Below are 21,710 nucleotides of genomic sequence, written 5' to 3'. Positions count from 1 at the left end.
TTAAATTGGAGAGTTAAGCACCCTCATAAGATTATTTTTCTTAGCATGTGATAGCTTCATACTAAGGCTAGCCATGAGCAATGTACGTGGTAAAGCGAGCGAAAACTCTCGACTTAAACGCCGCGTTTCCTTTAGAGTTTTGCAAAAAATTGTTCGTAACAAGTCTGCATCAGCTTTCAAAAAAACCGATTCACACCAACTAAAAACATCTGTATTAGAAAGGCCAAACGGTGCCTTTTCGATCTGACAAGCCATTGAAAAATACTCAGGCTTACGCAACGATCTAATTAAAACCTTCGGATCTATCTTATTTCTAACAAGCCTAGCACTTCTAACCTCCGACAACGTATCTCTAGCAGTTAGCACGATCAACCCAACACTATCATGTATGTTCTTTAACGCATACTCCCTGTGCGCCTCAGCTATCACCACATACGTCTTATCAAATAATTTCTCATAAGCGCTCAACTGATCATTTAATCTTGAGAAATTATCAAGATCTGTTTTAATTTCGTAACATGTACTGCTACCATTCAAAATTACACAATCAGCTTTATTATTTTCAACCCTAAACTCAGATATTAGAGTAGCCGTCGAAAGCCTATGACGACCTAAAACAATCTTATTCGCCACAACATTTTTAAAGAAGTACTCAAACCGATAGTTCTTACCAAGATCTTTATAACAAACCTCATACACATCGGCAGGAGTAAACTCTCGAGGGAGGAAATCCAGGTAGGCACGAGAAACATCAAGCACGTGCTCGATATTTCCATACGCAAGACTTTCAACGTAACTAGTAGAAAAAATCCTACTCAAATCTCGATAATTTTTCATTGCTGTATCTACTACCCACCGTACTGCGGTCACCGACATTCTGGAGTCATGCTAGCAGAGAGCTTCGTGTCAAGCGCGATTTAGAATCACAAAAATCGAGGATGACTACCCTTGACCACCACCCGATCAAATCATTACCTCTCAAGCCGGGGCCTAAGAAACACCTCGCACAGCGGCCTGACCTCTACTTCTGGCGAATACTAAAAATGGGGGGATAACCGGAGGTTTGGTTGAGCGCAGCGATACCCATAAAAATGCTGTAGTTCTGCTTTTGGTCATCAAACCGCAATGGCACAGACGACGCCAAATGCCCCATCAGGAGGCCGAGTGGAATCGTTGCGGAAGGGGTTGAACGGCATGGATGCCGCGAGAGCCACGATGGGCCAAGGATGGCCCTTCGTGGGGGGCCGCCTAGGTCGTGCCCCTGGAGCAATGATGGAACGAGGGAAGTCCCGCGCAGCGAGACCCGGATGCCAGGGGCAAGACTTTTTGGTTACTTTTGGCGGGGCCGGCCATCCGGGCGACTGCCAAAAGTGACCTGCCGTAAGGGCGGAACCGTTAGATATGTCGATACTGAAGCGGCGGATACATGCCGGCGACCGGCGTTTTGCAAGGTAGTTGTCGCGTCAGCCGAGGGTGTTTTTAAGCTGCTATTTTCACTGCCGGCTGCTCCCTTTCCAGGTTGATCGCGACCACGCTCCCGAATGGGAATGCCGCCCGGGATGCGTTCAGGTGGAGCGTAGGGACTATCAGAAGAAGAGCCAGCACTGCGGGTTCAGCCTCTGTAAACTTCCGTTTCGAACCGACGCCAAGGACGATGAAATGCAACAAAAATGGATTGACCGCCCGGCAACGGACACCGATTGGTTTGATCTGGCACTTGAGCTATCTAATGGCTTTTTCCGTCGGCACTTTTCCGTGGTGGCCAAGGTCGCCCCGCCGCTCTTCGGCTTTGGCATATTCGTCTTCTATTTCTACCGCAACCATTTCTACCCCAGCTTCGACCTGTTCCAGTTTTCCTCTCTGCTGCTTGCTGCTGCGGCCATTGGCTTCGCCATCATTGGCGTTCTGGTAGTGCCGCTGTTCCTACCGGGCCCTTGGATCTTCACCCAATTTCTCGAGCACAAGACGATCAAGGACAAGCTGCGGCACTCGCGCCCCTATATCGACAACCAACGCGTCTGGTGGGTCCTGAAACTGGGCTGTCTGGTGTACTGGCTTCCCTTCTTGGCCTGTGCGGCCGGTCTGCTGACGGTCGCCATCCTTGCCCCGAAACTCTTTGTTCTATCGCTAGTTCTGATGCCAGTTCTGATCAGCCTGATCGCCGGCCGAATCGTCCAAGCCGCTTTTGGGTTACCACCGTTCAGCTTCCTTCGCTATCTATGGGCCGCGGATGTAGCAGTCATGGCAGTAGGTGGGTTTATCACTTTCATGCTGGTGCAAACTGCACCGGTCATCGAAGGGTTCGATATTGGTGCCTGGAAGTGGCTGGTTTATATCGCAGTCATGCTAGCCGCCTCACTCATAGCGGCGATGTGCTCGTTTCTCTTTATCGCAGGCTGGAATATTGCACTGCACTTTTCCGTATTCTTCGCACTGCTGATTGCCGGCTACAGCGGCCTACTCACCACCCTGCCAGAGAAAACGGTGCGTGCCCTGGGGCTCGGAAACTACCAAGCCGACGCACTCTTGCTGGAGCAGAGCTACTGCGACGAGACGACGCTGAAATGGTTAGCCTTGGATGAAGGCTGCGCACTGACAAAGATCCATGTTGTCTGGTCGCTTGGTGAAAATCTGATACTCCGCACCGACGATGGACGCACGATGCAAATTCCATCGAGATTCATTCGGGCCATTGTGACATCAGACAACTAAAGCAAGAGCTAAAGGGGCGCAGTAGTTTATTTTTGATCAACTCCGCACCCAGTATATATTTTGAACACAGCGGTCCTAGTGTCGCGTCTACACGATATGTCGGTTCAACGACACGCTTGCCTGGGAGGCTAGGGGGGCACCAATCTCTTCTACTGCCCCCAACGCATACGAAGCGCCCCCCTACATCAAACCAAACACCACACTCATCGGCCCACTGCCGCTATGGCTGCGATACCTCACCTTTCCGTGATAAGTAAACGGCGCACCCTTGCCGTTTTCGACTTTGTTCTCCCGCACGAACAGATGGATGCCGATGCCCAGCTTCTCGTGCTCGATGATTTCCTTGCCCCGTTTGCTGCTGGGGGTGGTCGCGTTCTGGCTTTGCCAGTGGAAGCTTTGTTCGTCGAGCCAATGGTCGAGGTAGCGGTGCTCCTCGACCTTGCCTTGTTTGTTCAGGGTCACCAGCAGCACATGGGCGCGCTGTTCGGCCAGCAGCACATGGCCGACGTTCCAGTTGCCGGGGTTGAACTCGGCGCCAAACAGCGCCGGGATGTCTTCGCGCTGGAAGCGTTCGCCGATCACCAGCTCCAGCGGGTCCAGCACTGCCTTGAGGCGGGCAAAGGTGTGTAGCTGCTCGCGCAGTTCGTCGGTGACGGCGATATCGGCGTAGTCGGGGTTGTTGGCGCGCAGGAGGTAGCTGCCGTCCGCCGCCTTGAGGATCACCCGCAGCAGGTACTGGTTGTCGCCGGCGGCGTCCTGGCGCTCGATGGCCATGGTGGTGCCGGTGATCGAGCCGGCGCTTTTCGGGTTGATCTGCTCGAGCAGCAGGTAGTCGCCATCGCGGATCGGCTGCTTGCCGCCATTCATCGAGTTGCCGGAGGCGCGGGCGATGAAGTGCCGTGAGCTATCCAGGCGGCCATGGCCCTCGCCGATCAGGCGGTATTCCTCGCTGTCGGCCGTGCCGGTCTTGAAGTGGCCGCAGGCGATTTTCAGGTTGGGGAAGAAGGGCAGCTCGGTGCCGCTGCGCGCGGCGACCGGCAAGGTGGCCACCGGCGCGGCCGTGACCGCCCTGCGCACCTCGTAGGAGGCCAAGCGGAAGTCCAGCAACTCCTGCACAAACTCGGCGAAGCCTTCCCGCTCGGCTTCGCCGACCTTAAAGCGCGGGACGAAACTCCCCTGCTCCACGGCGAAGAAGCGCTTGCCGCTGCTCTTCTGGTTGCCGCCGATCCAGGCCTTGATCGGGTTGCTCTGCCAGTAGCGCAGCCAGGCCGGCGCGCTGCCGTCCGCCAGCCGAGCCTGTTCCTCCGGCAAGTCGACCAGCAGCGGCCGACGCCGGTGCAGGAGCTGCCAGGATCGCTCGGCCAAGGCCGCTTCGCTGGGCGCCGTGCGCCAGCCGTCCAGTTCCTGGAAGGCTTCCAGCAGGATCATCTTGAAGCTCTTGGTCATGGCGGTGGTTTCCAGCTCGCGCAGGAAGGGCCGATGCGCCGTGGCCAAGTCCCGTTGCGCCTCGGACAGGTCGCCCATCTGCTCCAGCAGGGAGAACCAGTCGCCAAATTGCTTGCGCACCTGCTGCAGACTAGCGCCGGAGCGGTAGAACTCGCTCAAGCTGGGGCGCCGGTTCAGCCCCTCGCGCAGCGCCTGGTAGTGGCTCTGCACGCCGTCGCCGTCGAGCGACGTGAGGAAGTCGAGCAACTGCAGGTCGTAGTTGACGAAGCAACCCTCGGGCAGTTCCAAGCGCTGCTCCGCGGCGGCGCGGGCAAACGCGGCCAGTTGCCTGTGGTTCATGCTGTTGCCCATCAACGCCTGCGGCTTGTGCAGGAAGCTCTGGTGGTTGCCGATGAAGTCGAGCACCACCAGTTTGTCCTTGCCCTCGGCCTTGCGCAGGCCACGGCCCAATTGCTGCAGGAAGAGAATCTTCGACTCGGTCGGCCGCAGCATCATCACCGTGTCGATGGCGGGCAGGTCGACGCCTTCACTGAACAGGTCGACCGAGAAGATCAGCGGCAGGCGGCCATCGTCCAGTCGCTCCAGCGCCTCGCCCCGCGACAGGCTCGAGCCGGCATACACGGCGGCGGCCTCGACGCCTTGCTTGCGGAAGTACTCGGCCATGAATTCGGCATGGCGGATCGACACGCAGAACGCCAGCGTCCGGCTCTGGGCGTGTTCTCGCCAGGTCTTCAGCACGTGGCGCGCACGCCCCAGGGTGGCGAGTTTATTGGCCAGCTGCTCGGGGTCGAAACGGCCATTGCGCCAGGGAATCGCCTGGTAATCCACGCTGTCGTCGAAGATGCCGTAGTAATGGAACGGCGCCAGCAGCTGGCTTTCGATGCCGCGGAACAGGTTGGTCTCGAACACCAGGTTGTCATCGCACAACGACAGGATGTTGGAGCAGTCGGTACGATCCGGCGTCGCCGTCAGGCCGAGCAGGAACGACGGCAGAAAATGGTTGAGCAAGCGGTGGTAGGTGGGCGCGGCGGCATGGTGGAATTCGTCGATGACGATGTAATCGAAATGCCGCGGCGAAAAGCGCTCCAGGTGCTCGACGCGCCCGAGCGTCTGTACTGAGGCGCAGAGCACGTCGACCTGGCTGTCGCGCTGCTGGCCCATGTAGAAACCGACCCGTTGCCCCGGCCGAATGCGCACGAAGGTCTCGGCCGCCTGATGCAGGATTTCCTCGCGGTGAGCCACGAACAACACTCGCCGGGCGCCGGCCTGTTTGGCATCGAACGCGGCTAGCCAGGTTTTGCCCAGGCCGGTCGCCAACACCACCAGGCCGCGCCGGTAACCGTGCTCGCGGGTCAGCGCCAGGGCGTGCAGCGCTTCGGACTGGATGCTCGTCGGCGTCGGTGGCGGTTCCACTTCCAGGCTGCCCGGGGCGATGGCGACCGGTGGCGGTTGGCGCCGGGCCTCGTAGTCGTCGATCCAGGCATGGCTCAGCGGCTTGCTGCGTGGATTGGCGAACAGTTCCTCGAAGCGGCTGCGCGCCTCGAGGAAGCCGTCGTCGCCGGGATAGTCGATGCGGTAATTCCACTCCAGGCCATCGCGGAGCGCCTGGCGGCTGATGTTGCTCGAGCCAATGAACGCCTGCCCGCGCAGCTGTCCGTCCGCGGCCTGCGCGGCGAACAGGTAGGCCTTCATATGGAAGCTGCTGCCGGCGCTTTCGTAGACGCGCACCTGGGCACCTTCATCCTGCAGCAACATCAGGCTGCGCAACGCTTCGGGGTCGGTGACGTCGAGGTAATCGCTGGTGACGACGCGCACCCGCGCGGTCGGCGCGCCCTCCTCGCCCGGCTTCAGCCGCGCCAGCAAATCGGGCAGCAACAAGCGCAGCCCGGTGCTCTTGATAAAGGCCACCGCCATGTCGACTTCGCTGGCGCTGTTGATCGCGGCACACAGGTGCGGCAGGAAGTGATCCAGCTTGCCGCCGGTGACCAGGCGCGCCGCCGGTACCGGCTGGCGCCGGGCCAAGACATTCAGCCAGGCATCGCTGCGCCCGGGACGCTGGTCGGCGCTGTGCCAGTAACTGACATCGGCCACGTCGACCAATGGCGCCAGCCAGGTATCCATCTGCGCTTCGAGCGCATCGGTGAAGCGGCGGCCCTGATGCTCGCGCTCGCCTTCGCCGACCTTGAAGCTGCAATAGAAGATCCCGCCCGGCTTCAACGCCTGCCACAAGCGGGCGAGCGCGTCGGGCATCTGCGCATGCGGCACATGCAGCAAGCTGGCGCAGGCCCAAACGCCGTCATAGCGGTTGAGTTCGCCGACCTCGGCGAAGCTCCGCACCAGCACAGGCTGGCCGAGGTGCTGGCTGGCCAGCGCCGCCAACGCCGGCGATGCATCGAAAGCCGCGACGCGATAGCCGCACGCCGCAAACGCCTTGGCATCGCGCCCGGAACCGCAGCCCGCATCCAGGATGTAGCCGCCGACGGGTATCGCTTCGAGAAAGCGCGCATACAGCGCGCTCATATCCACGTCGATGGTATCGGCAAAAAACTGCTCGGCGTTCTGCTCGTAGTAGCTGTGCGTGTCGCTCAAACTTCGCTTCCTTGTGCAACGACCAATGCCAGGGGATCGAGGGGTTGGATCAAGCGGCCAGGGTACTTGATTGCCGCCTGGTGCAGCCACCGGCTACACAGCGGAGTTGGCCAGCAACGCCTGCAGCAGCTCAACCTTCCTCTGCAACTGCACCACCCGCGCCCGCTCGGCGCGGATGGCCGAGCGCAGCTCTCGCTCATCGCGTTCGAGCCGCTGCAGGCAGTCACGCTGCCTGGCGTTGTGCCGACACTGTGCGACCAGCAGCGCTTGCAGGTGCTGGCCGTGCACCAGCAGCAGTGCGGCGAGCAGGCCCAGTATCAGCAAGCCGCAGGCGGCGATCCCCATAAGTGCCCAATGTGCTGTCATGCCGTCCATGTCCGCCTCTCCCGCCGCCGGGTTGCCGCTTGAACCCTGGACTCATGCTATGTAGTCTTTCTTTACGCATCTAGAGTGTTTACTCGTACAGGTAAAGTTTTCGCACAGGAGCAGCAGGCATGAAGCGCAAGCAATCGGTGGCAGGTGTTCGCTGGGATCTGGCCCTGCGCTATCGCCTGATCGAAACCGTGGCCTGGTGGGAGGGCCGCCTGACCACCGGGCATCTGATGCAGAGTTTCGGCATCAGCCGCCAGCAGGCCTCGAAGGACATCAACAGTTACCTGGGCGAGTACGCCCCCGGCAACCTCGACTACGACAAGCACCTCAAGGGCTACGTGCCGAGCAAGCAGTTCGAGCCGCTGTTCATCGATGACAGCGCCAGCGCCTACCTGCACCTGCTCAACCAGAACCACGAGCGGGCAACCCATGTCGAGGGCCTGGCCGTGGCCTATGCGCACACCGAGATCCTCAGGGTGCCGGACCGCTCGATCCGCCCGCAGATTCTCCGCCCGCTGCTGCGCGCCTGCCGCGAAGGGCTGCGTCTGGAGTGCGAGTACGTGTCGCTGGCCAACCCGCTCGCCGAAACCCGCCTGATCGCCCCGCACACGCTGATCTACACCGGCATGCGCTGGCATGTGCGCGCCTACTGCGAGAAGAACCGCGACTACCGCGACTTCGTCCTCAGCCGCTTTCGCGGCGAGCCGGAGGTGCTGGACGAGACCGGGCACGGCCGCGAAGGCGATGAAGGCTGGTCGACCGAGGTGGCCGTGGTGATCGAACCCGACCCGCGCCTGAAGCCGGCGCAGGCGGCGATCATCGAGATCGACTACGGCATGCAGGACGGCCAACTGCTCGTGCCCAGCCGCGGCGCGCTGGTGCAGTACGTGTTGCAGCGGTACCAGATCGACCCGCACAAGGTGCAATCCAAAGCCAGCGCCCAGCAGATCGTGGTGGCCAACCTGGAGGAGCTGGGGCGTTGGCTGTATAGCTGAGGCGCTTTGGCGTATCCGTATAGCGTCGGCATCCCGGGACTTATGATTTCGCGGCTCAATGGCTGGCCTGTCGTTTCCCCTGTCAACGCTTCGCTGCCGGCCTCACGACGACCAACGCATGACTCGAGCCCAAGATGATTCGCCACTTCGTTCTCGTATCGGACTTGCACCGACCACCTCTTGCCAGTTTGTACTGGCGCACACAGATTTATTTTCCCCGTCGATTTATTTTCCCTGTCGCCTGCCACGACTGGTTTTGCCCTTACGGTGAGTCACTGTCATAGAAAATCATCGTGCTAGCGAACCCTGCCGGCATAACCGTATAGTCATCGCCATGACGTCAAACCCCCACCTGCCCCACGACAAGCTACTGGATCTGCTGCTGGACGTTGTCTGCGTGGTGGATAAAGAGGGGCGCTTTCTATCGGTAAGCGCCGCCAGCGAGCGCGTTTTCGGTTACCGGCCCGAAGAAATGGTGGGCCGGACCGCCTTTGAAATGATGCACCCGGACGATCGCGCCGCCAGCCGAGCGCTCGTAGAGCGCATCAATTTGGGCCAACCCTCCCATGATCATGAGAACCGTTATTTTCATAAAGACGGTCATATCGTTCATATCATGTGGTCTGCCCAATGGCTTGAGACCGAGCAGGTACGGGTGGGTGTGGCGCGGGATATTACTCGGCGCAAACATGCCGAGGCGATGCAAGCCGCGTTGTATGCAATATCGGAAGCGGCCCAATCGGTTGGCGATCTGCAGACGCTATACAGGCGAGTGCACGAGGTGATCAGTCAGGTGCTGCCCGCCGAGAATTTTTCTGTGGCGTTATACGACGCCGCGAATGACCAGCTCAGTTTTCCCTATTACGTCGATCAATTCGACGCGCCGCCGCCACCCATGCCGCTGGGCTCCGGCACCTTGAGTGCCGAGGTTATTCGCTCCGGTGAAGCCCTGTTGTTAACGGCCGAGCAGATGCCTGCAAAGATTGGCTCGGTGGCAGGTAAGCATTCCCTTGACTGGCTTGGTGTGCCGCTGATATCGGGCCCGGATACCATCGGTGCCCTGGTGCTCCAGAACTATTCCGGGACCCTGCGTTACAACGAACAGGACAAGGAGCTGCTGCAATTTGTCTCGAGCCAGCTAGCGGCTGCGATAGAGCGTAAACGCACGCACTCCCGCCTGGAGTTTCTTGCGCAATACGACCAACTGACCGAACTGCCAAACCGTGCGCTGTTCCTGGACCGCTTGCGCAGTTCTCTGCAAAGGGCGCAGAGAGATTCATTACGTCTGGCGGTACTTTATCTCGACATGGACAACTTCAAGCACATCAACGATAACTTTGGCCACACCGCAGGTGACCATCTGCTGCGGGAAGTCGCTCACCGCCTCAGGCAGTGCGTGCGGGAGTCCGATACGGTTGGCCGTTTGGGCGGTGACGAATTTGCCGTTCTTCTGGATAACATCGGCAGGCAGGAAGATGCCACCGTGGTGGCCGAGAAAATCCTTGTCAGCCTAAGCGCGCCCTACCTCCTGGAAGGAAACATGTTGATTAGTGCTCCCAGCCTGGGTATCGCGCTATACCCTGAGCACGGCCAGAGCGATCTGCATCTGATTCGGCACGCGGATGAAGCCATGTACGTGGCCAAACGCAGTGGGGGCAAGCGCTATATTGTTGTCGAGCCTGTGAAGTAATAGTGGACAGGCCACGACTTCCGTTGACTTACGGCGAAGTAACAGCCGCAGGCTGGCCCGAAGGGCGAGCGAAGCGAGTAACGGAATCGTTGTGGAAGGGAGTGGGCCGCCTGGATGGGGCGGTCAACCACCACTCCTGAACACAACAACCGCATGGGTATCGCTACGCTCAACCCATCCACAAAGCTGTCGCGGTTAAAGCCCCTCCCACAAACAGCAAGGTTGCCTGGATATCCGCATCGCATGGGCAGCACGAAGCCTGCTCAAGCCCCGCAGAGGGGTAGCTATATCGCCCGGCCTACAGCGTACACAGCCCTCCAGGCACCGCCATGACCCAATCCCGCACCGCCTGAATGGTCGGGTCGTTTTTGCGGTTTTCCGGGTACACCAGAAAGAAGGGCTTGCCTTCCAGTTCCGGGCCGAAGGGCTGTACCAGCCGCCCTTCCCTCAGCTCATCCTCGATCAGCTGGCGGCTCATCAGCGCCACGCCCTGCGCACCGAGGGCGGCCGAGACGGCATGGGTCTCGTCGGAAAACACCAGCCCGGCGCTGACGTCCAGCCCCGGCACCTGGGCCTGCTTCTGCCACAGGGCCCAATCGAGCGGTGAGGAAACAGCAGCCTGATTGCGGAAGTGGATCAGCGAATGCTTTGCCAGTTCGGCCGCATCATGCAAGCCGAGGAGCGGGCTGCAGGCCGGGATAAAGGTGTTGTCGAACAGCTTCTCGGCCACCAGCCCCGGCCAGCGGCCGTCGCCATAGCGAATGGCGATATCCGCGGTGACGCCATCCAGCGCGACCGGCTCATGCGAGGCGTGGATGCGCAGGTCGATGTCCGGATGGGCATCGCGCAGCAGGCATACCCAGGACAGCAGCCAGCGCACCGCCACGGCAGGCGTGGTGCTGAGCGTAATGGCCTGACGACAGGGCACCGCGCTGAGACGCACAGCCGTTGCGCTGATGCTGTCGAATGCGCTTTCCAGCACCTGCTGCAGCTCGCGCCCCTGGGCGGTCAATTCGAGCTGGCGCGGTTTGCGCAGAAACAACGCGACACCGAGCGACTCTTCCAGGGCACGAATCTGGTGACTGATCGCCGTAGCGGTAACGGAGAGTTCTTCTGCGGCCTGCTTGGCGCTCTCGTGGCGAGCGGCCGCCTCAAAGGCCCGCAGGGCAGAAAGCGAAGGTAACCAGCGCTGCGCCATACATGAGTTTCTCTCATTCGTATCGGAAAATAATCGTCGTTTGTCGCCCTTGAGGGCTGAACTTAGCCTGAGTCTGCTGCGAATAACAGATGAATTCAACTTCGAAAAGGAGACTCGACATGCCGCACATTCTGCACCTGGATGCCAGTGCCCGCCCCGGCCTCGCCGGCAAGGATCAACACGGTTCACACAGTCGCAACCTCAGCCACCGCTTTGTCAGCCAGTGGCTGGCCCGCCGTGGGCAGGACAGCCTCACCTACCGCGACATCGGCCAGAACCCACCGTCCATCATCAACCATGACTGGATCGCCTCCTCCTTTACCCCCGAGGAGCAGCGCGAGCCGTGGATGCGGGAAGCGCTGGCGGAGAGCGAGCAACTGGTCGATGAGCTGATTGCGGCAGACGTGCTGGTGATCGGCACGCCGCTCTACAACTTCGGCATGCCTGCCGCGCTCAAGGCTTGGATCGACCAGATTGTGCGCCCCGGCCGCACCGTGGACATCGATGACAGCAACCCACTCGACCCTTACGTGCCGAAGCTGGCCGACCGGCCACGGCATGCCGTCATCCTCACGGCCCGAGGCGGGGTCGGCTTTGACGTTGGTGGCGCGATGGCCCACATGAACCATCTGGAACCGAACCTGATCACCGCCCTCGGCTTTATCGGCATCACCCGGGTACACCAGATTGCGATCGAGGGTCAGGAAGTGGGGGGTGAGCTGCTGGCCGAGTCGGTGGCTCAGGGCCTGAACAAGGTCGATGCCTTGGTGGCGCAGCTGCAGCGGGCGCTGCAGGCAAACCGGACGCCAGAGCCGGCCTGACAACCGGCGGCCTGCGCCGTGCGGTTTCCATCCTCAAGGCGCAGCAGGCGAGTAGTCCGGCCACCCCGGTGGAAAACGCCTCGCGGTTTCCCCGGGGTGGCCGTCCACCCCACGCGCTAAATCTTTACGCAGGCAAACAGCGCATTCCCGGAAGCACCGTCCCAGGGGATGATCTTCTGGTAATCATGCTCAAGCACATGCACCGCAAAGTACGGCTGCAACAGCGCCTGCAACTCGGCGAAATCCACCGCGACCATGGGATGTTCGTCGTGCCACAGCTGGGTTTCAGCGGCGGTCGACTTTTCAATGCTGAGTTTCAGCGATTGCTGCTCGCCCTCGCCAGCGTAATGCCAGCCGGAACTGAAGGTGAACAAGCCTTCGGCATGCTTGGCGGTATGGGTTGCAAGTAGGCGGTTGTCGATTTTGCCCTTGTCGACAACGTTAAAGCAGAACAGGCCATCGGCTTCGAGTGCCGCATGCACGCTGGCGATGCAGGCTTTCAGCCGCTCGATTGCGCCGCTGTAATGAATGGAATAGAGGAAGCAGGTAATCAGGTCCAGCGGCTCACTCACCGTGAAACCACACATATCCTGCAGGGAAAAGCGCGCTTGCGGACAGCGAATAGCGGCCTTGTCCAACATGGGCTGATTAATATCGAGGCCACTGCTGGTGTAGCCGGAATCGATGAAGTGGCGCACATGTGGCCCCGTGCCACAGGCCAGATCGAGGTGGCGGGTGCCCGCGTTACCCAAAAGCTGCTGCAGTCTGTGGATGCAGTGGCTTTGCGTCTGGTAGTCGATATCGGCACACATCAGATCGTAATAATCAGACAGGTCGGTATAGAGGGCATTAACGGACATAGTGACCTGATGATTGACGATCGGCTTTTTGCGGTGGCGCATCATAGCCGAACCCAGGCCAGCCTCGTTCGGATCCGTTCCACTTAAGCGGGGCGTTACAATGCCGCCAACGCCGATTCCCCCAATCGGGCACGTCCTTCGGAGCCAGACTCACGATGTTCACCCTTGTACACCTGGACAACCCACCACCCGAGTCGCTGAAAGGCCAGGTCCTGCAAATGGTGGTGGACTACCTCAGCGACATCAGCCCGGTGTCGCTGACGCCCAGCAATCCCCTCTACCAGCTGTACCAGTACGTGATTGGCTACGAGATGCACCTGTACCTGCAGGCCATGGACAGCGCCCTGGATACCAGCGCGCGGTTGATCCTGGTCCTGGACGATCCGGATCCCGCTCAGGTGCTGGGCTTTGCCCTTTACCTGCCGGCCAAGGATGACCCCGAGGCCTGCACCCTGGCCTATATGGCCGTACACCTCAGCCACCGCCGGCGCGGTATTGCCCGGGCCATGCTGCAACGAATAATCACTCGCCACCCCCATGCCGAACTGGCCTGTGTGGCCAGCAAGGTGCCGTATTTCGAGGCCATGGGTTTTCAGGTACTGGCGGCGCGGGGGCCGCAAGTGCTGATGAGCACTAGGGACTACAGCTCGGACGGCATGCTGGCGGTGCAGGACCTGGCCCCCATCTTCCAATCCCAGGAAGTCCGGCAGATCCACGCCTACCTGGTGAAGCAGCACGGCCAAAAGGCCATGAGCGAGGCGGAAAAACAGCGCGACCGCCAGTTCGAGCAAATGGCTCATCAAGCTCAAGCGCTGGTCCGCGAGCGTCTTATCCTGCATTGATTTCTATAAATTTCAGTTGGTTGGCTAGTAGAACGGCCAACAGCGTTTACACGAGCAAAACCGAAGCGAACAGAACCAAGGCACCTATGACCCCAATCACCCTGACCATTTCCGCCGCCTGCCTGATCGACGATGCCGGCCGCTTACTGCTGGTGCGCAAACGCAATACCCAGGCCTTTATGCTGCCAGGCGGCAAAGCCGAGCCCGGCGAAGACTCGCTTTCCGCCCTGATCCGCGAGTTGGCTGAAGAACTCAACCTCAGCCTGCCAGCCTCGGCACTGCGCCCGCTAGGGCAGTTTCGCGCCGCAGCGGCCAACGAGGCGGATACCTGGATCGAGGCAAGTGTCTTCCAGGCCCGCCTGGCCCATAGCGTCAGCGCCGCCGCCGAGCTGGAAGAACTGCGCTGGCTCGCGCCCGGCGACCTGTTGCCGGACACACTGGCACCGCTGCTGCGCGAGCATGTGCTGCCGCTGCTGTGGCCAGCGGATCAATGGGCATAGGACGAGTTGAACGAAACGGTTGGATCAGTCGCTACTGAGCGAGTAGATTCTATGTTTATTTGCAAGACCAGCGACCTTGTAGGGTGGATCGGGGCGCGTAGCTGACGCTTCACCCATCCACCAACTGCGATGGTGGATGAAAAAGGCGCCATCCACCCTACACAACCCTCGTAGCCCGGATATCCATGGGGTGGCCATCCACCTTACGCGATGGCGGGTTTTTGTAGCGAGTAGCCCGGAGATCCCTGGTGGAAAACGCTTCGCGGTTTTCCACCCTACGCGGTGGCGGGCTTTCGTAGGGTGGACAACGCGCAGCTTGTCCACCATGGTTCCCACCACCGAATGCTCCAGCGAGTAGCCCGGAGATCCACGGTGGAAAACGCTTCGCGGTTTTCCACCCTACGCGGTGATGGGCTTTCGTAGGGTGGACAACGCGAAGCTTGTCCACCATGGTTCCCACCACCGAGTGCTCCAGCGAGTAGCCCGAAGATCCACGGTGGAAAACGCTGCGCGGTTTTCCACTCTACGCGATGGCGGGCTTTCGTAGGGTGGACAACGCGCAGCTTGTCCACCATGGTTCCACCACCGAATGCTCAAGGACGAGCCGCCATGCCCGACTACCGCCGCGCCAGTGTCCCCGGCGCCACTTACTTCTTCACTGTGAACCTGCGCGACCGCAGCAGCGACCTGCTGATCCGCGAAATCCAACTGCTGCGCGACACGGTCCGCGCCACCAAGGCCCGCCATCCCTTTCATATCGATGCCTGGGTGGTGCTGCCCGAACATATGCATTGCCTATGGACGCTACCGCCGGGCGATGCCGACTTCCCGTTGCGCTGGAAGGTGATCAAGTTCGCCTTCGCCCGGCGCCTGCCGGCCATCGAATCCCGCACTACAACGCAACAGCGGCGCGGTGAACGGGGCATCTGGCAGCGGCGCTATTGGGAACACCTGATCCGCGACGAGCAGGACTACCAACGCCATTTCGACTACATCCACTACAACCCGCTGAAGCACGGGTATGTGCAGCGACTCGTGGACTGGCCCTATTCGAGCTTTCAGCGGGCCGTGACGTGGGGTATTTATCCCGAAGACTGGTGCGTCTGCCCCCAGTCGGAGGGAGACGGTTACGGGGAATGAGGTTGGTGAAAAACGCTTCGCGGTTTTCCACGGGGTGGCCTTCCACGGGGTGGCCATCCACCCTGCACGGTGCCGCGCTTTCGTAGGGTGGACAACACGAAACTTGTCCACCCTGGTTCCCAGCATCGAATGCTCAAGCGAATAGCCCGCATATCCACGGCGGAAAACGCTTCGCGGTTTTCCACGGGGTGGCCATCCACCCTACGCAGGGTCGGCAGTTCGTAGGGTGGACAACGCGCAGCTTGTCCACCATGGTTCCCAGCACAGGATGTGCGGGCTAGCGCTTTTGGCTTGCGTTTGGGGCAATGGCTAATGGAAGACGCCATATAGACGAGCCAGACAGCCGACTCGCCACGGGTTTAGCCGTTACCTGCCTGTTCAATCCGCTTATCAAGCTCGGGTGGCGGCAAGTTCTGAGTCGAGTGGAGCCTCAGCCAGACAGCCCGCAGAATGTTGATCGCTGCCATGCTCAAGTGCTGTTCGGCGGCGTGCAGGGCCAGTTCGGCCGCCAGGCGTTTGTCGGCAGCACTCAGGTGCGCCGCTTTGCGGGTCATCTCCGCATCAACGCTGTCCAACAGTCCCTGGAGCTCCTGCACCGCCTGATCCGAGGCCTCACGCATGTCCGCCAGCAGACGGCTGGCTTCAGCAGGCGTCATGGCCAAGGCGCGGACGCTGCGAAACGTCAGCCTAGCGGGCAACGTGGCCAAACTGAAACCCGTCGAAAGTAGCTTGCCAATCATCCCAATAACTCCTGTTAAAGAGTGCATCTCAAACTACTTCAGCAACGAACCAGAGTAAACCGCCAAAAAGTGCCTGCTAGATCCCCCTTGCCAGCACGATATCGAACACCCCGCTGCGTCCCCCACCGTCCGCCTGCAGCGCAATCGCGCTGTCCGGGTGCGCGCTGGCCCAGGGGTCCTCGGCGATGTAGGGGTCGCCCTGGAAATACAGCTGCAGGGTCACCGGCACATGCAGCGACTCCATCACCCGGAAGTGGATATGCGCCGGGCGCGTGATCCCGCCGTAGCGTTCCAGCCCCGGCAGATTCGGCGGTACCGGGTAGCGGCCGGGCATCACCGTCTCGATGCGGTAGCGGCCCTGGGCGTCGGTGTAGAGCATCCCGCGCAGGTGGAAATTGCCCTTGTCGGTGAAGTTGCCCGGCGTCTGGGTGTCGTACAGGCCGCTGCTGTTGGCCTGCCAGACCTCGACCAGGGCGTTGGCAATCGGCGTACGGCAGTCCGCGCTCAGCACCGTGCCGCTCACCACCAGCAGCTCGCCGGGCTCCTCCGGGCCGGCCAGTTTCGCCAGGAAAGGCGCGCCGAAACGGTAGTAGGGGCCGAGGATGTCGCCCTCGGTAAGCCGACAGATCTGCCGTGCCAGGGCCGGCGAGGCCAGCAGGCCACCGCCGAGGATGGCACCGCCGTAGAGGAAGTGACGCCGTGAAAGGCCGGCGCCTGCCCTTTGCCGCTTGTCCACCTCCACCTCCTGGCCGGGGACCTGCCCCGGTCGTAGCCATGACTGCACGTCGGGCGCAGCAGCGCATGTGAAGGGCCTGGCGTGTATGAAATCAGTCTAGCGGGTCGCCCGGATATCCGCGGAGAACAACGCGCAGCCTACGCGCCCCCACGGTATCTACGGCCATCGCCTCGCAACACGCAATGGGGGCTGTTTGTACGGCCGCTGGCGATAGATACACATCGTAGGAGCGCGGGGACGCCCAGTTCCATGGCCGCGAAAGTGTCCGGCCGTGCAACGGATCACGGGCATGGCCCGCTCCTACAAGGAATTGCCGCATGCAACAGGTAACTGGGACATAGCCATAAAAAACCCGGCCACTGCTGACAATGGCCGGGCTTGGTCGGTCGTGGCTCGATCAGGCCTTGTCGACGCCGCGCTTGATCGCGTCCTTGACGTCGCCCTTGAGTTGCTGGCCCTTGCCCTTTATTTGCTGGGCAAGGCCTTCGCCTTCAAGGCGAGGATTGTCGGTGGCCTTGCCGATACCTTCTTTCACTTTACCGATGGCTTCGTTGGCGTTGCCGGTGATCTTGTCTTTCGTGCTGCTCATGCCACACCTCAGTTCGCTGGGTTACAAAGAGTGGAACCCTGCGCGGCGCAATCGTTCGATCTATTCGTCGGGTGAATGGCCCGGATGTATCCATTTCCTGCGACTTATTTGGCCGGGCTGAGCATCTCGATCCGGCGAATCTCGAAGTCGTGGCGCAGGTAGTCCATGCGCTGCTCATGAAAGCGCCGCATGTGCGGCAAGCCACTGTGGATGGCCAGGTGCTCCGGCGATTGCCAGACCTCGTAGAAGATGAACAGGGTCGGATCCTGCTGATCGCGCAGCATGTGGTATTCGATGCAGCCCTCCTCGGCCCGGCTGGGTTCGACATAGGCGCGGAACAGCGCCTCGAACTCGGCGGCCTTTTCCGCGCGGGTGTGGGCGTGCAGGATGAATCCGTAGCGGTCAGGCATGGTGGTGCTCCAAGGTTAGGGATTCATTTACCTTACAACGGGCAAAACCCTCTGATTCATGCCTTTCAAGCAAATATCATTTGCGGCGCAGCCGGTGTTTCTCGCCGCCCGCAGCCCCTAGCATGCCGCCATCCAAGTTACCGAGGCGCATGCCATGAAAAAGATTCTGCTGCTCGACGGCGGTAAACAGTTCGCCCATTCCGCAGGCCGTTACAACGCCACCCTGCATGACACCGCGCTGGCCTTGCTCGACCGCGCCGGCTGTGACCTGCAGCAGACCCGGATCGATGCCGGCTACGACCTCGTCGAGGAAGTGGCGAAATTCCTCTGGGCCGATGTGATCATCTATCAGATGCCGGGCTGGTGGATGGGCGCCCCCTGGACGGTGAAGAAGTATCTCGACGAAGTCTTCACCGCCGGCCACGGCAGCCTGTACGCCAACGACGGTCGCACCCGCGCGGACGCCTCGCAGAAGTACGGCAGCGGCGGCCTGCTCCAGGGCAAGCAGTACCTGCTCTCGCTGACCTGGAATGCACCGCAGCAGGCCTTCGACGATCCGACCGACTTCTTCGAGGCCAAGGGCGTGGATGCGGTGTACCTGCCCTTCCACAAGGCCAATCAGTTCCTCGGCATGAGTCCGCTGCCAACCTTCCTCTGTGTCGACGTGATGAAGCGTCCGGCCATCGAGGCGGATGTCGCCCGTTACCAGCAACACCTGGCGCAGGTACTCGCGTTGGCGGTTTGATCCGCCGGGGACATCAGGAGACAGGCCGCGGTTTTTGCTGAGCCGGCGGCCGGGCCTTTCAGCTATCGATAACCGGCGCAGCGTCGCTGACTCGGGCTGAGCGGTTGTGAACAAACGCCCACCTACTGCGGCCGCCCAGACGGCCGCTGCTGGCGTTGCGGCGATCAACCTGGCGGCAACGGAACCTTCGCGGCATTCCCGACACTAATCCCGCAGTCCTTCCTCTAGTAAGCCGGGATACCCTGCCATGCGCACCATCGTCCACCTGCTCCTGCTGAGCACCGCTGCCCTGTCTTTGTCCGCCTGCTTCAATGATGCCCCGCCCATCGATCTGACCGGCTTGTGCACCTACAACACCGATCCCCAGGCAGAGCGCTGCAAGCCCGGCCAGATGGCCTGGTTCCGGCCGGATCAGGGAGCGTTGATCAGCGAGGAAATGGCCCTGAGCGTGGCGGCGGCCTATTGCGACTTCAACCACCCGGTGATGCACAACCGCGCCGGCGTGCTCTGCGTATTCACCGACCAGCGTCTGGATGTGGCCAAGTAACCGCCTTGTAGGATGTGGCGGGCCGCGTAGGTTTGAGCGCAGCGATACCCATCAACCGGTTGCCCAGCCGTCCGGGGTTTATTGGTTTGTCGCAGATCGTCGTGATGGGTATCGCTTCGCTCAACGCCATCCTACGGGTTGGCGGCTGCAGCTTTTTGTAGGATGTGGCGGGCCGCGTAGGTTTGAGCGAAGCGATACCCATCACAGGCCACCCGGGCGGCGATCCGTTCGGAGCGCAGCGACAGCCCGCCAGCTTTGTGCCGCACCGATTGACCAACCGGTGCGCTGCCTGCGGTGGGCAAGCATCAAGCCCGGCCCTGCCAGCGCCGGGCCATCAGGCATTCCCCCCGCTAACGGCCAAGTACTTACCCCCATACTTACCGGGCATACTGACCGCCATTAGCCGTTTTCAGCGGCGCCTCCCTCACTCTTGTGCACAAAAGCCAATGCTTGCCACCAGCCTCGCCATCATCGCTGCGCTACTGCTCGTTACGCCGACGCTGGTGCTGCTGCTGCGCCGGGCGAATCAACAGCTGGCACAGCATCGTGCCTTGCTCGACGCCCTCCCCGAGGGGCTGTTGCTGGTGAACCGCGACGGCCACATCGGCGTGCATAACGCGGCGGCGGCAAGGCTGCTGGGCCATCCCGCCGCAGCGCTGCAAGGCACGCCGTTACAGCGTTGGTTGCCGCCGTCCGACGAGCACGGCACAACGCCTGCTCGCCAGCACCTTCTGCTGCCGGCGGATGGCAAGCCGCAGAGGGTGGAAGTAAGCCGAATAGCCGCGGCCACTCACGGCCATGCCGTCGTGCTGACCCAGGCGACGGCGGTGCAGGACGACCCCGTCGAAGCGGTCGAACGCTTCAAGCGCAGTCAGTACTTCGCCTGCATCGGTACCTGGGACTGGTCGATCGATAGCGACATGCTGTATTGGTCGGAGGCCATCTACGGCATGTTCGGCTTCAAGGTCGGCGAAGTAACCCCGAGCTATGAGCTGTTCTGTAGCTGCGTCCACCCGGATGACCGCGAGCAGGTGCGGGCCGGGGAGCGGCGCTGCATTGAAACCGGCCATAACCATGACGAAGAGTATCGGGTGATCTGGCCGGACGGCAGCATCCACTGGCTGCGCGAGACCGGCAACGTGGTCAAGGACGCCAACGGCCAACCGATAAGGATGATGGGCGTGGTGCGTGACATCAGCGAAGAAAAGGCGTCGGTCAGCCAGCTGAAAAAAATCGCCCGCCACGACCCGCTGACCGGACTGCCCAATCGCTTGCTGCTCGAAGAGTTTCTAACCCAGGCCCTGGCTCGCGCGCGCAGCAACGCAACCCGGGTGGCCTTGGTCTTTATCGACCTCAACGGTTTCAAGCAAATCAACGACAAGCACGGCCATGCCGCTGGCGACCAGGTATTGGTCGGCACGGCGCAGCGCTTACAGCAGACGTTGCGCGAATCCGACATGGTGGCGCGGCTGGGCGGCGATGAGTTCGTGGTGGTTATCGAGGACCTGACACGGAACAAGAGCCCGCACGACGAGGCGCAGATGATCGGCGAGAAGATTCTGCAGCGGCTGTCCCAGCCGCTCAGCCTCGGCAATGCCAGCCATCAGGTCGGCGCCAGCCTGGGCATTGCCCTGTATCCGGAGCACGGGCCGAACATCGACAGCCTCATCCACATCGCCGACCAGGCGATGTATGCGGCCAAGCGCAACGGCAACAATCAATATTGCCTGGGCATGGCCAACACGGGCGAACCCTGCCCTCTCAGCCCGGCCCCGTAGTCGAACAGACTGGCGGTGATGATTGCACCCCTGCCGCGCCTGAAGCCTGCGCCACCGGTCGTGTGTGGTTCAGCGGGTGTTGATCATGACGGCAAAATCTCCCGGTAGGAGCGGCCCATGGCAGCGAACCCTTCGCCCTCGGACATAGAGGTTCGCGGCCATGGGCCGCTCCTACGGGGTCGTGAATTGACTCAGGCATCGAGCGCCGTCGCAACGCCGTAACGGGCGCTTGGAGACGGTCGCAGTAGGCGGGAGTTTTTTCACAACCTCTCCGCCGGGCCATAGGCCACGCGGGCCAGCAGCAGGCAAACGATGCCGAAGGCCAGGACGGCCAGGGCGTTATCGAGTGGGGAACCGATGATCCACATGTTGCGTACCTCCAAGCCGGATGGGATGTGCACTCCACCCTAGACCCGACCAGCGCAGACGTCGATCTGTCGCCTTTTCGCACGTAAAGCTTTGGTACAGGTTAATTCTGGGGATGGCCCGTCACCCGGCAGGAGCATCAAGGTGCCCGATCAGGGGTTAACCGAACCAGGGCTGCGCGGCCAAAGCCCTCCTGCAGCATATCGACCGAGTGCCGCCCTCGGCGTGATCGCATCCCGCGGCCGGCCCGATGCGCACCTTGCGTGCTCATCGGGCGCTCACCGCGCCTTGGCCTATTTCTTGTCTTTAGTGACCTCGTGGCCAATCACGCCACCCACCACGGCGCCGGCACCGGTGCAGAGCACCCCGCCACAGAGCAGGTTGCCCGCCACTCCACCCACGGCAGCCCCGGCGACAGTGCCCTTCTCTTGATGACTCATGCCGGAGCAGCCGCTCAGCCCTAAAGTGGCGAGCAGGATGGCGGTTGAAACAAGTTTGAAAATGTCCATGGCAGGTACTCCTGTGCAGGACCTTATGGGAATCCCTGGCGCTCGAGTTGCTCACGCGCGGGTAACGTTGCATTGTCCCGGGGATTGCGGCGAGCCGTCTGTACGCTGGCGAGCATAGGGCTCGC

Annotated in this window: 20 protein-coding genes; 10 read left to right on the top strand and 10 right to left on the bottom strand. The window is 61.1% G+C overall.

Annotated features, from left to right (window positions below; translation table 11 throughout):
- On the bottom strand, positions 1 to 837 hold the full coding sequence (locus G9C89_RS04710; protein WP_172145424.1) for a sce7726 family protein: 837 nt from the start codon (positions 835 to 837) through the stop codon (positions 1 to 3).
- Positions 838 to 1,659: 822 nt separating this feature from the next.
- On the opposite strand from G9C89_RS04710, the gene G9C89_RS04705 reads away from it, so the two are divergent.
- Positions 1,660 to 2,712 carry a hypothetical protein gene (locus G9C89_RS04705; protein ID WP_172145423.1) on the top strand — a complete coding sequence of 351 codons (1,053 nt, stop codon included), beginning with the start codon at positions 1,660 to 1,662 and terminating at the stop codon, positions 2,710 to 2,712.
- Positions 2,713 to 2,892: 180 nt separating this feature from the next.
- Here G9C89_RS04705 and G9C89_RS04700 read toward each other — a convergent pair whose 3' ends face one another.
- Together G9C89_RS04700 and G9C89_RS04695 are read right to left on the bottom strand one after the other, a co-directional pair.
- Complete coding sequence (locus tag G9C89_RS04700; RefSeq protein ID WP_172145422.1) at positions 2,893 to 6,747, bottom strand: DUF3427 domain-containing protein; 3,855 nt, start codon at positions 6,745 to 6,747, stop codon at positions 2,893 to 2,895.
- A 93-nt stretch (positions 6,748 to 6,840) separates the two neighbouring features.
- Positions 6,841 to 7,122, bottom strand: a complete 282-nt coding sequence (locus tag G9C89_RS04695) for a hypothetical protein (protein WP_172144891.1) — start codon at positions 7,120 to 7,122, stop codon at positions 6,841 to 6,843.
- 119 nt (positions 7,123 to 7,241) lie between these two features.
- On the opposite strand from G9C89_RS04695, the gene G9C89_RS04690 reads away from it, so the two are divergent.
- Positions 7,242 to 8,114: a helix-turn-helix transcriptional regulator gene (locus G9C89_RS04690; protein ID WP_172145420.1), complete on the top strand. Its 873-nt coding sequence runs from the start codon at positions 7,242 to 7,244 to the stop codon at positions 8,112 to 8,114.
- A 334-nt stretch (positions 8,115 to 8,448) separates the two neighbouring features.
- Positions 8,449 to 9,804 carry a sensor domain-containing diguanylate cyclase gene (locus G9C89_RS04685; protein WP_172145418.1) on the top strand — a complete coding sequence of 452 codons (1,356 nt, stop codon included), beginning with the start codon at positions 8,449 to 8,451 and terminating at the stop codon, positions 9,802 to 9,804.
- 298 nt (positions 9,805 to 10,102) lie between these two features.
- On the opposite strand, the gene G9C89_RS04680 is transcribed toward G9C89_RS04685, so the two are convergent.
- The gene (locus G9C89_RS04680) at positions 10,103 to 11,002 is read right to left on the bottom strand and encodes a LysR substrate-binding domain-containing protein (RefSeq protein ID WP_172145404.1); all 900 of its coding nucleotides are present in this window, start codon (positions 11,000 to 11,002) and stop codon (positions 10,103 to 10,105) included.
- A 119-nt stretch (positions 11,003 to 11,121) separates the two neighbouring features.
- Here G9C89_RS04680 and G9C89_RS04675 point away from each other — a divergent pair, with 119 nt between their 5' ends.
- Positions 11,122 to 11,823 (top strand): FMN-dependent NADH-azoreductase, encoded by a 702-nt coding sequence (locus G9C89_RS04675; protein WP_172145401.1) that lies wholly within the window; start codon positions 11,122 to 11,124, stop codon positions 11,821 to 11,823.
- A 116-nt stretch (positions 11,824 to 11,939) separates the two neighbouring features.
- Here the strand turns inward: G9C89_RS04675 and G9C89_RS04670 are convergent, their stop codons facing one another.
- Positions 11,940 to 12,683, bottom strand: coding sequence for a class I SAM-dependent DNA methyltransferase (locus G9C89_RS04670; protein ID WP_172146379.1), 744 nt, complete (start codon positions 12,681 to 12,683; stop codon positions 11,940 to 11,942).
- Positions 12,684 to 12,838: 155 nt separating this feature from the next.
- On the opposite strand from G9C89_RS04670, the gene G9C89_RS04665 reads away from it, so the two are divergent.
- The 3 genes from G9C89_RS04665 to G9C89_RS04655 all read left to right on the top strand — a co-directional run bounded on the left by G9C89_RS04665 (position 12,839) and on the right by G9C89_RS04655 (position 15,165).
- Positions 12,839 to 13,525: a GNAT family N-acetyltransferase gene (locus G9C89_RS04665; protein WP_172145398.1), complete on the top strand. Its 687-nt coding sequence runs from the start codon at positions 12,839 to 12,841 to the stop codon at positions 13,523 to 13,525.
- 86 nt (positions 13,526 to 13,611) lie between these two features.
- The gene (locus tag G9C89_RS04660; protein ID WP_172145395.1) at positions 13,612 to 14,025 is read left to right on the top strand and encodes an NUDIX hydrolase; all 414 of its coding nucleotides are present in this window, start codon (positions 13,612 to 13,614) and stop codon (positions 14,023 to 14,025) included.
- Positions 14,026 to 14,634: 609 nt separating this feature from the next.
- Positions 14,635 to 15,165 (top strand): REP-associated tyrosine transposase, encoded by a 531-nt coding sequence (locus tag G9C89_RS04655; RefSeq protein ID WP_172145392.1) that lies wholly within the window; start codon positions 14,635 to 14,637, stop codon positions 15,163 to 15,165.
- A gap of 359 nt (positions 15,166 to 15,524) precedes the next feature.
- Here the strand turns inward: G9C89_RS04655 and G9C89_RS04650 are convergent, their stop codons facing one another.
- The 4 genes from G9C89_RS04650 to G9C89_RS04635 all read right to left on the bottom strand — a co-directional run bounded on the left by G9C89_RS04650 (position 15,525) and on the right by G9C89_RS04635 (position 17,640).
- The gene (locus tag G9C89_RS04650; RefSeq protein ID WP_172145389.1) at positions 15,525 to 15,905 is read right to left on the bottom strand and encodes a hypothetical protein; all 381 of its coding nucleotides are present in this window, start codon (positions 15,903 to 15,905) and stop codon (positions 15,525 to 15,527) included.
- A 76-nt stretch (positions 15,906 to 15,981) separates the two neighbouring features.
- Complete coding sequence (locus G9C89_RS04645; protein ID WP_172145386.1) at positions 15,982 to 16,641, bottom strand: dioxygenase family protein; 660 nt, start codon at positions 16,639 to 16,641, stop codon at positions 15,982 to 15,984.
- A gap of 397 nt (positions 16,642 to 17,038) precedes the next feature.
- Complete coding sequence (locus tag G9C89_RS04640; RefSeq protein WP_172145383.1) at positions 17,039 to 17,230, bottom strand: CsbD family protein; 192 nt, start codon at positions 17,228 to 17,230, stop codon at positions 17,039 to 17,041.
- A gap of 104 nt (positions 17,231 to 17,334) precedes the next feature.
- Complete coding sequence (locus tag G9C89_RS04635) at positions 17,335 to 17,640, bottom strand: putative quinol monooxygenase (protein ID WP_172145380.1); 306 nt, start codon at positions 17,638 to 17,640, stop codon at positions 17,335 to 17,337.
- Between the two features lie 154 nt (positions 17,641 to 17,794).
- On the opposite strand from G9C89_RS04635, the gene G9C89_RS04630 reads away from it, so the two are divergent.
- The 3 genes from G9C89_RS04630 to G9C89_RS04620 all read left to right on the top strand — a co-directional run bounded on the left by G9C89_RS04630 (position 17,795) and on the right by G9C89_RS04620 (position 20,710).
- Positions 17,795 to 18,385: an NAD(P)H-dependent oxidoreductase gene (locus G9C89_RS04630; RefSeq protein ID WP_172145377.1), complete on the top strand. Its 591-nt coding sequence runs from the start codon at positions 17,795 to 17,797 to the stop codon at positions 18,383 to 18,385.
- A 247-nt stretch (positions 18,386 to 18,632) separates the two neighbouring features.
- The gene (locus tag G9C89_RS04625; protein WP_172145374.1) at positions 18,633 to 18,932 is read left to right on the top strand and encodes a hypothetical protein; all 300 of its coding nucleotides are present in this window, start codon (positions 18,633 to 18,635) and stop codon (positions 18,930 to 18,932) included.
- A gap of 446 nt (positions 18,933 to 19,378) precedes the next feature.
- Positions 19,379 to 20,710 carry a sensor domain-containing diguanylate cyclase gene (locus G9C89_RS04620; RefSeq protein ID WP_172145371.1) on the top strand — a complete coding sequence of 444 codons (1,332 nt, stop codon included), beginning with the start codon at positions 19,379 to 19,381 and terminating at the stop codon, positions 20,708 to 20,710.
- A gap of 659 nt (positions 20,711 to 21,369) precedes the next feature.
- Here G9C89_RS04620 and G9C89_RS04615 read toward each other — a convergent pair.
- The gene (locus G9C89_RS04615) at positions 21,370 to 21,585 is read right to left on the bottom strand and encodes a glycine zipper 2TM domain-containing protein (RefSeq protein ID WP_172145362.1); all 216 of its coding nucleotides are present in this window, start codon (positions 21,583 to 21,585) and stop codon (positions 21,370 to 21,372) included.
- Positions 21,586 to 21,710: the final 125 nt, after the last annotated feature.

The organism is Pseudomonas tumuqii (genome assembly GCF_013184545.1).
Taxonomy (GTDB): domain Bacteria; phylum Pseudomonadota; class Gammaproteobacteria; order Pseudomonadales; family Pseudomonadaceae; genus Aquipseudomonas; species Aquipseudomonas tumuqii.
The sequence above is the reverse complement of the archived record's forward strand: the minus strand, read 5'-3'. Positions and strand labels throughout refer to the sequence as shown.

What these genes read in the sequence shown, in the direction of transcription:
- G9C89_RS04710 (WP_172145424.1), bottom strand. Translation starts at nt 837, where the DNA reads ATGAAAAATTATCGAGATTTGAGTAGGATTTTTTCTACTAGTTACGTT.
- G9C89_RS04705 (WP_172145423.1), top strand. Translation starts at nt 1,660, where the DNA reads ATGCAACAAAAATGGATTGACCGCCCGGCAACGGACACCGATTGGTTT.
- G9C89_RS04695 (WP_172144891.1), bottom strand. Translation starts at nt 7,122, where the DNA reads ATGGACGGCATGACAGCACATTGGGCACTTATGGGGATCGCCGCCTGC.
- G9C89_RS04690 (WP_172145420.1), top strand. Translation starts at nt 7,242, where the DNA reads ATGAAGCGCAAGCAATCGGTGGCAGGTGTTCGCTGGGATCTGGCCCTG.
- G9C89_RS04685 (WP_172145418.1), top strand. Translation starts at nt 8,449, where the DNA reads ATGACGTCAAACCCCCACCTGCCCCACGACAAGCTACTGGATCTGCTG.
- G9C89_RS04680 (WP_172145404.1), bottom strand. Translation starts at nt 11,002, where the DNA reads ATGGCGCAGCGCTGGTTACCTTCGCTTTCTGCCCTGCGGGCCTTTGAG.
- G9C89_RS04675 (WP_172145401.1), top strand. Translation starts at nt 11,122, where the DNA reads ATGCCGCACATTCTGCACCTGGATGCCAGTGCCCGCCCCGGCCTCGCC.
- G9C89_RS04670 (WP_172146379.1), bottom strand. Translation starts at nt 12,683, where the DNA reads ATGTCCGTTAATGCCCTCTATACCGACCTGTCTGATTATTACGATCTG.
- G9C89_RS04665 (WP_172145398.1), top strand. Translation starts at nt 12,839, where the DNA reads ATGTTCACCCTTGTACACCTGGACAACCCACCACCCGAGTCGCTGAAA.
- G9C89_RS04660 (WP_172145395.1), top strand. Translation starts at nt 13,612, where the DNA reads ATGACCCCAATCACCCTGACCATTTCCGCCGCCTGCCTGATCGACGAT.
- G9C89_RS04655 (WP_172145392.1), top strand. Translation starts at nt 14,635, where the DNA reads ATGCCCGACTACCGCCGCGCCAGTGTCCCCGGCGCCACTTACTTCTTC.
- G9C89_RS04650 (WP_172145389.1), bottom strand. Translation starts at nt 15,905, where the DNA reads ATGATTGGCAAGCTACTTTCGACGGGTTTCAGTTTGGCCACGTTGCCC.
- G9C89_RS04640 (WP_172145383.1), bottom strand. Translation starts at nt 17,230, where the DNA reads ATGAGCAGCACGAAAGACAAGATCACCGGCAACGCCAACGAAGCCATC.
- G9C89_RS04635 (WP_172145380.1), bottom strand. Translation starts at nt 17,640, where the DNA reads ATGCCTGACCGCTACGGATTCATCCTGCACGCCCACACCCGCGCGGAA.
- G9C89_RS04630 (WP_172145377.1), top strand. Translation starts at nt 17,795, where the DNA reads ATGAAAAAGATTCTGCTGCTCGACGGCGGTAAACAGTTCGCCCATTCC.
- G9C89_RS04625 (WP_172145374.1), top strand. Translation starts at nt 18,633, where the DNA reads ATGCGCACCATCGTCCACCTGCTCCTGCTGAGCACCGCTGCCCTGTCT.
- G9C89_RS04620 (WP_172145371.1), top strand. Translation starts at nt 19,379, where the DNA reads ATGCTTGCCACCAGCCTCGCCATCATCGCTGCGCTACTGCTCGTTACG.
- G9C89_RS04615 (WP_172145362.1), bottom strand. Translation starts at nt 21,585, where the DNA reads ATGGACATTTTCAAACTTGTTTCAACCGCCATCCTGCTCGCCACTTTA.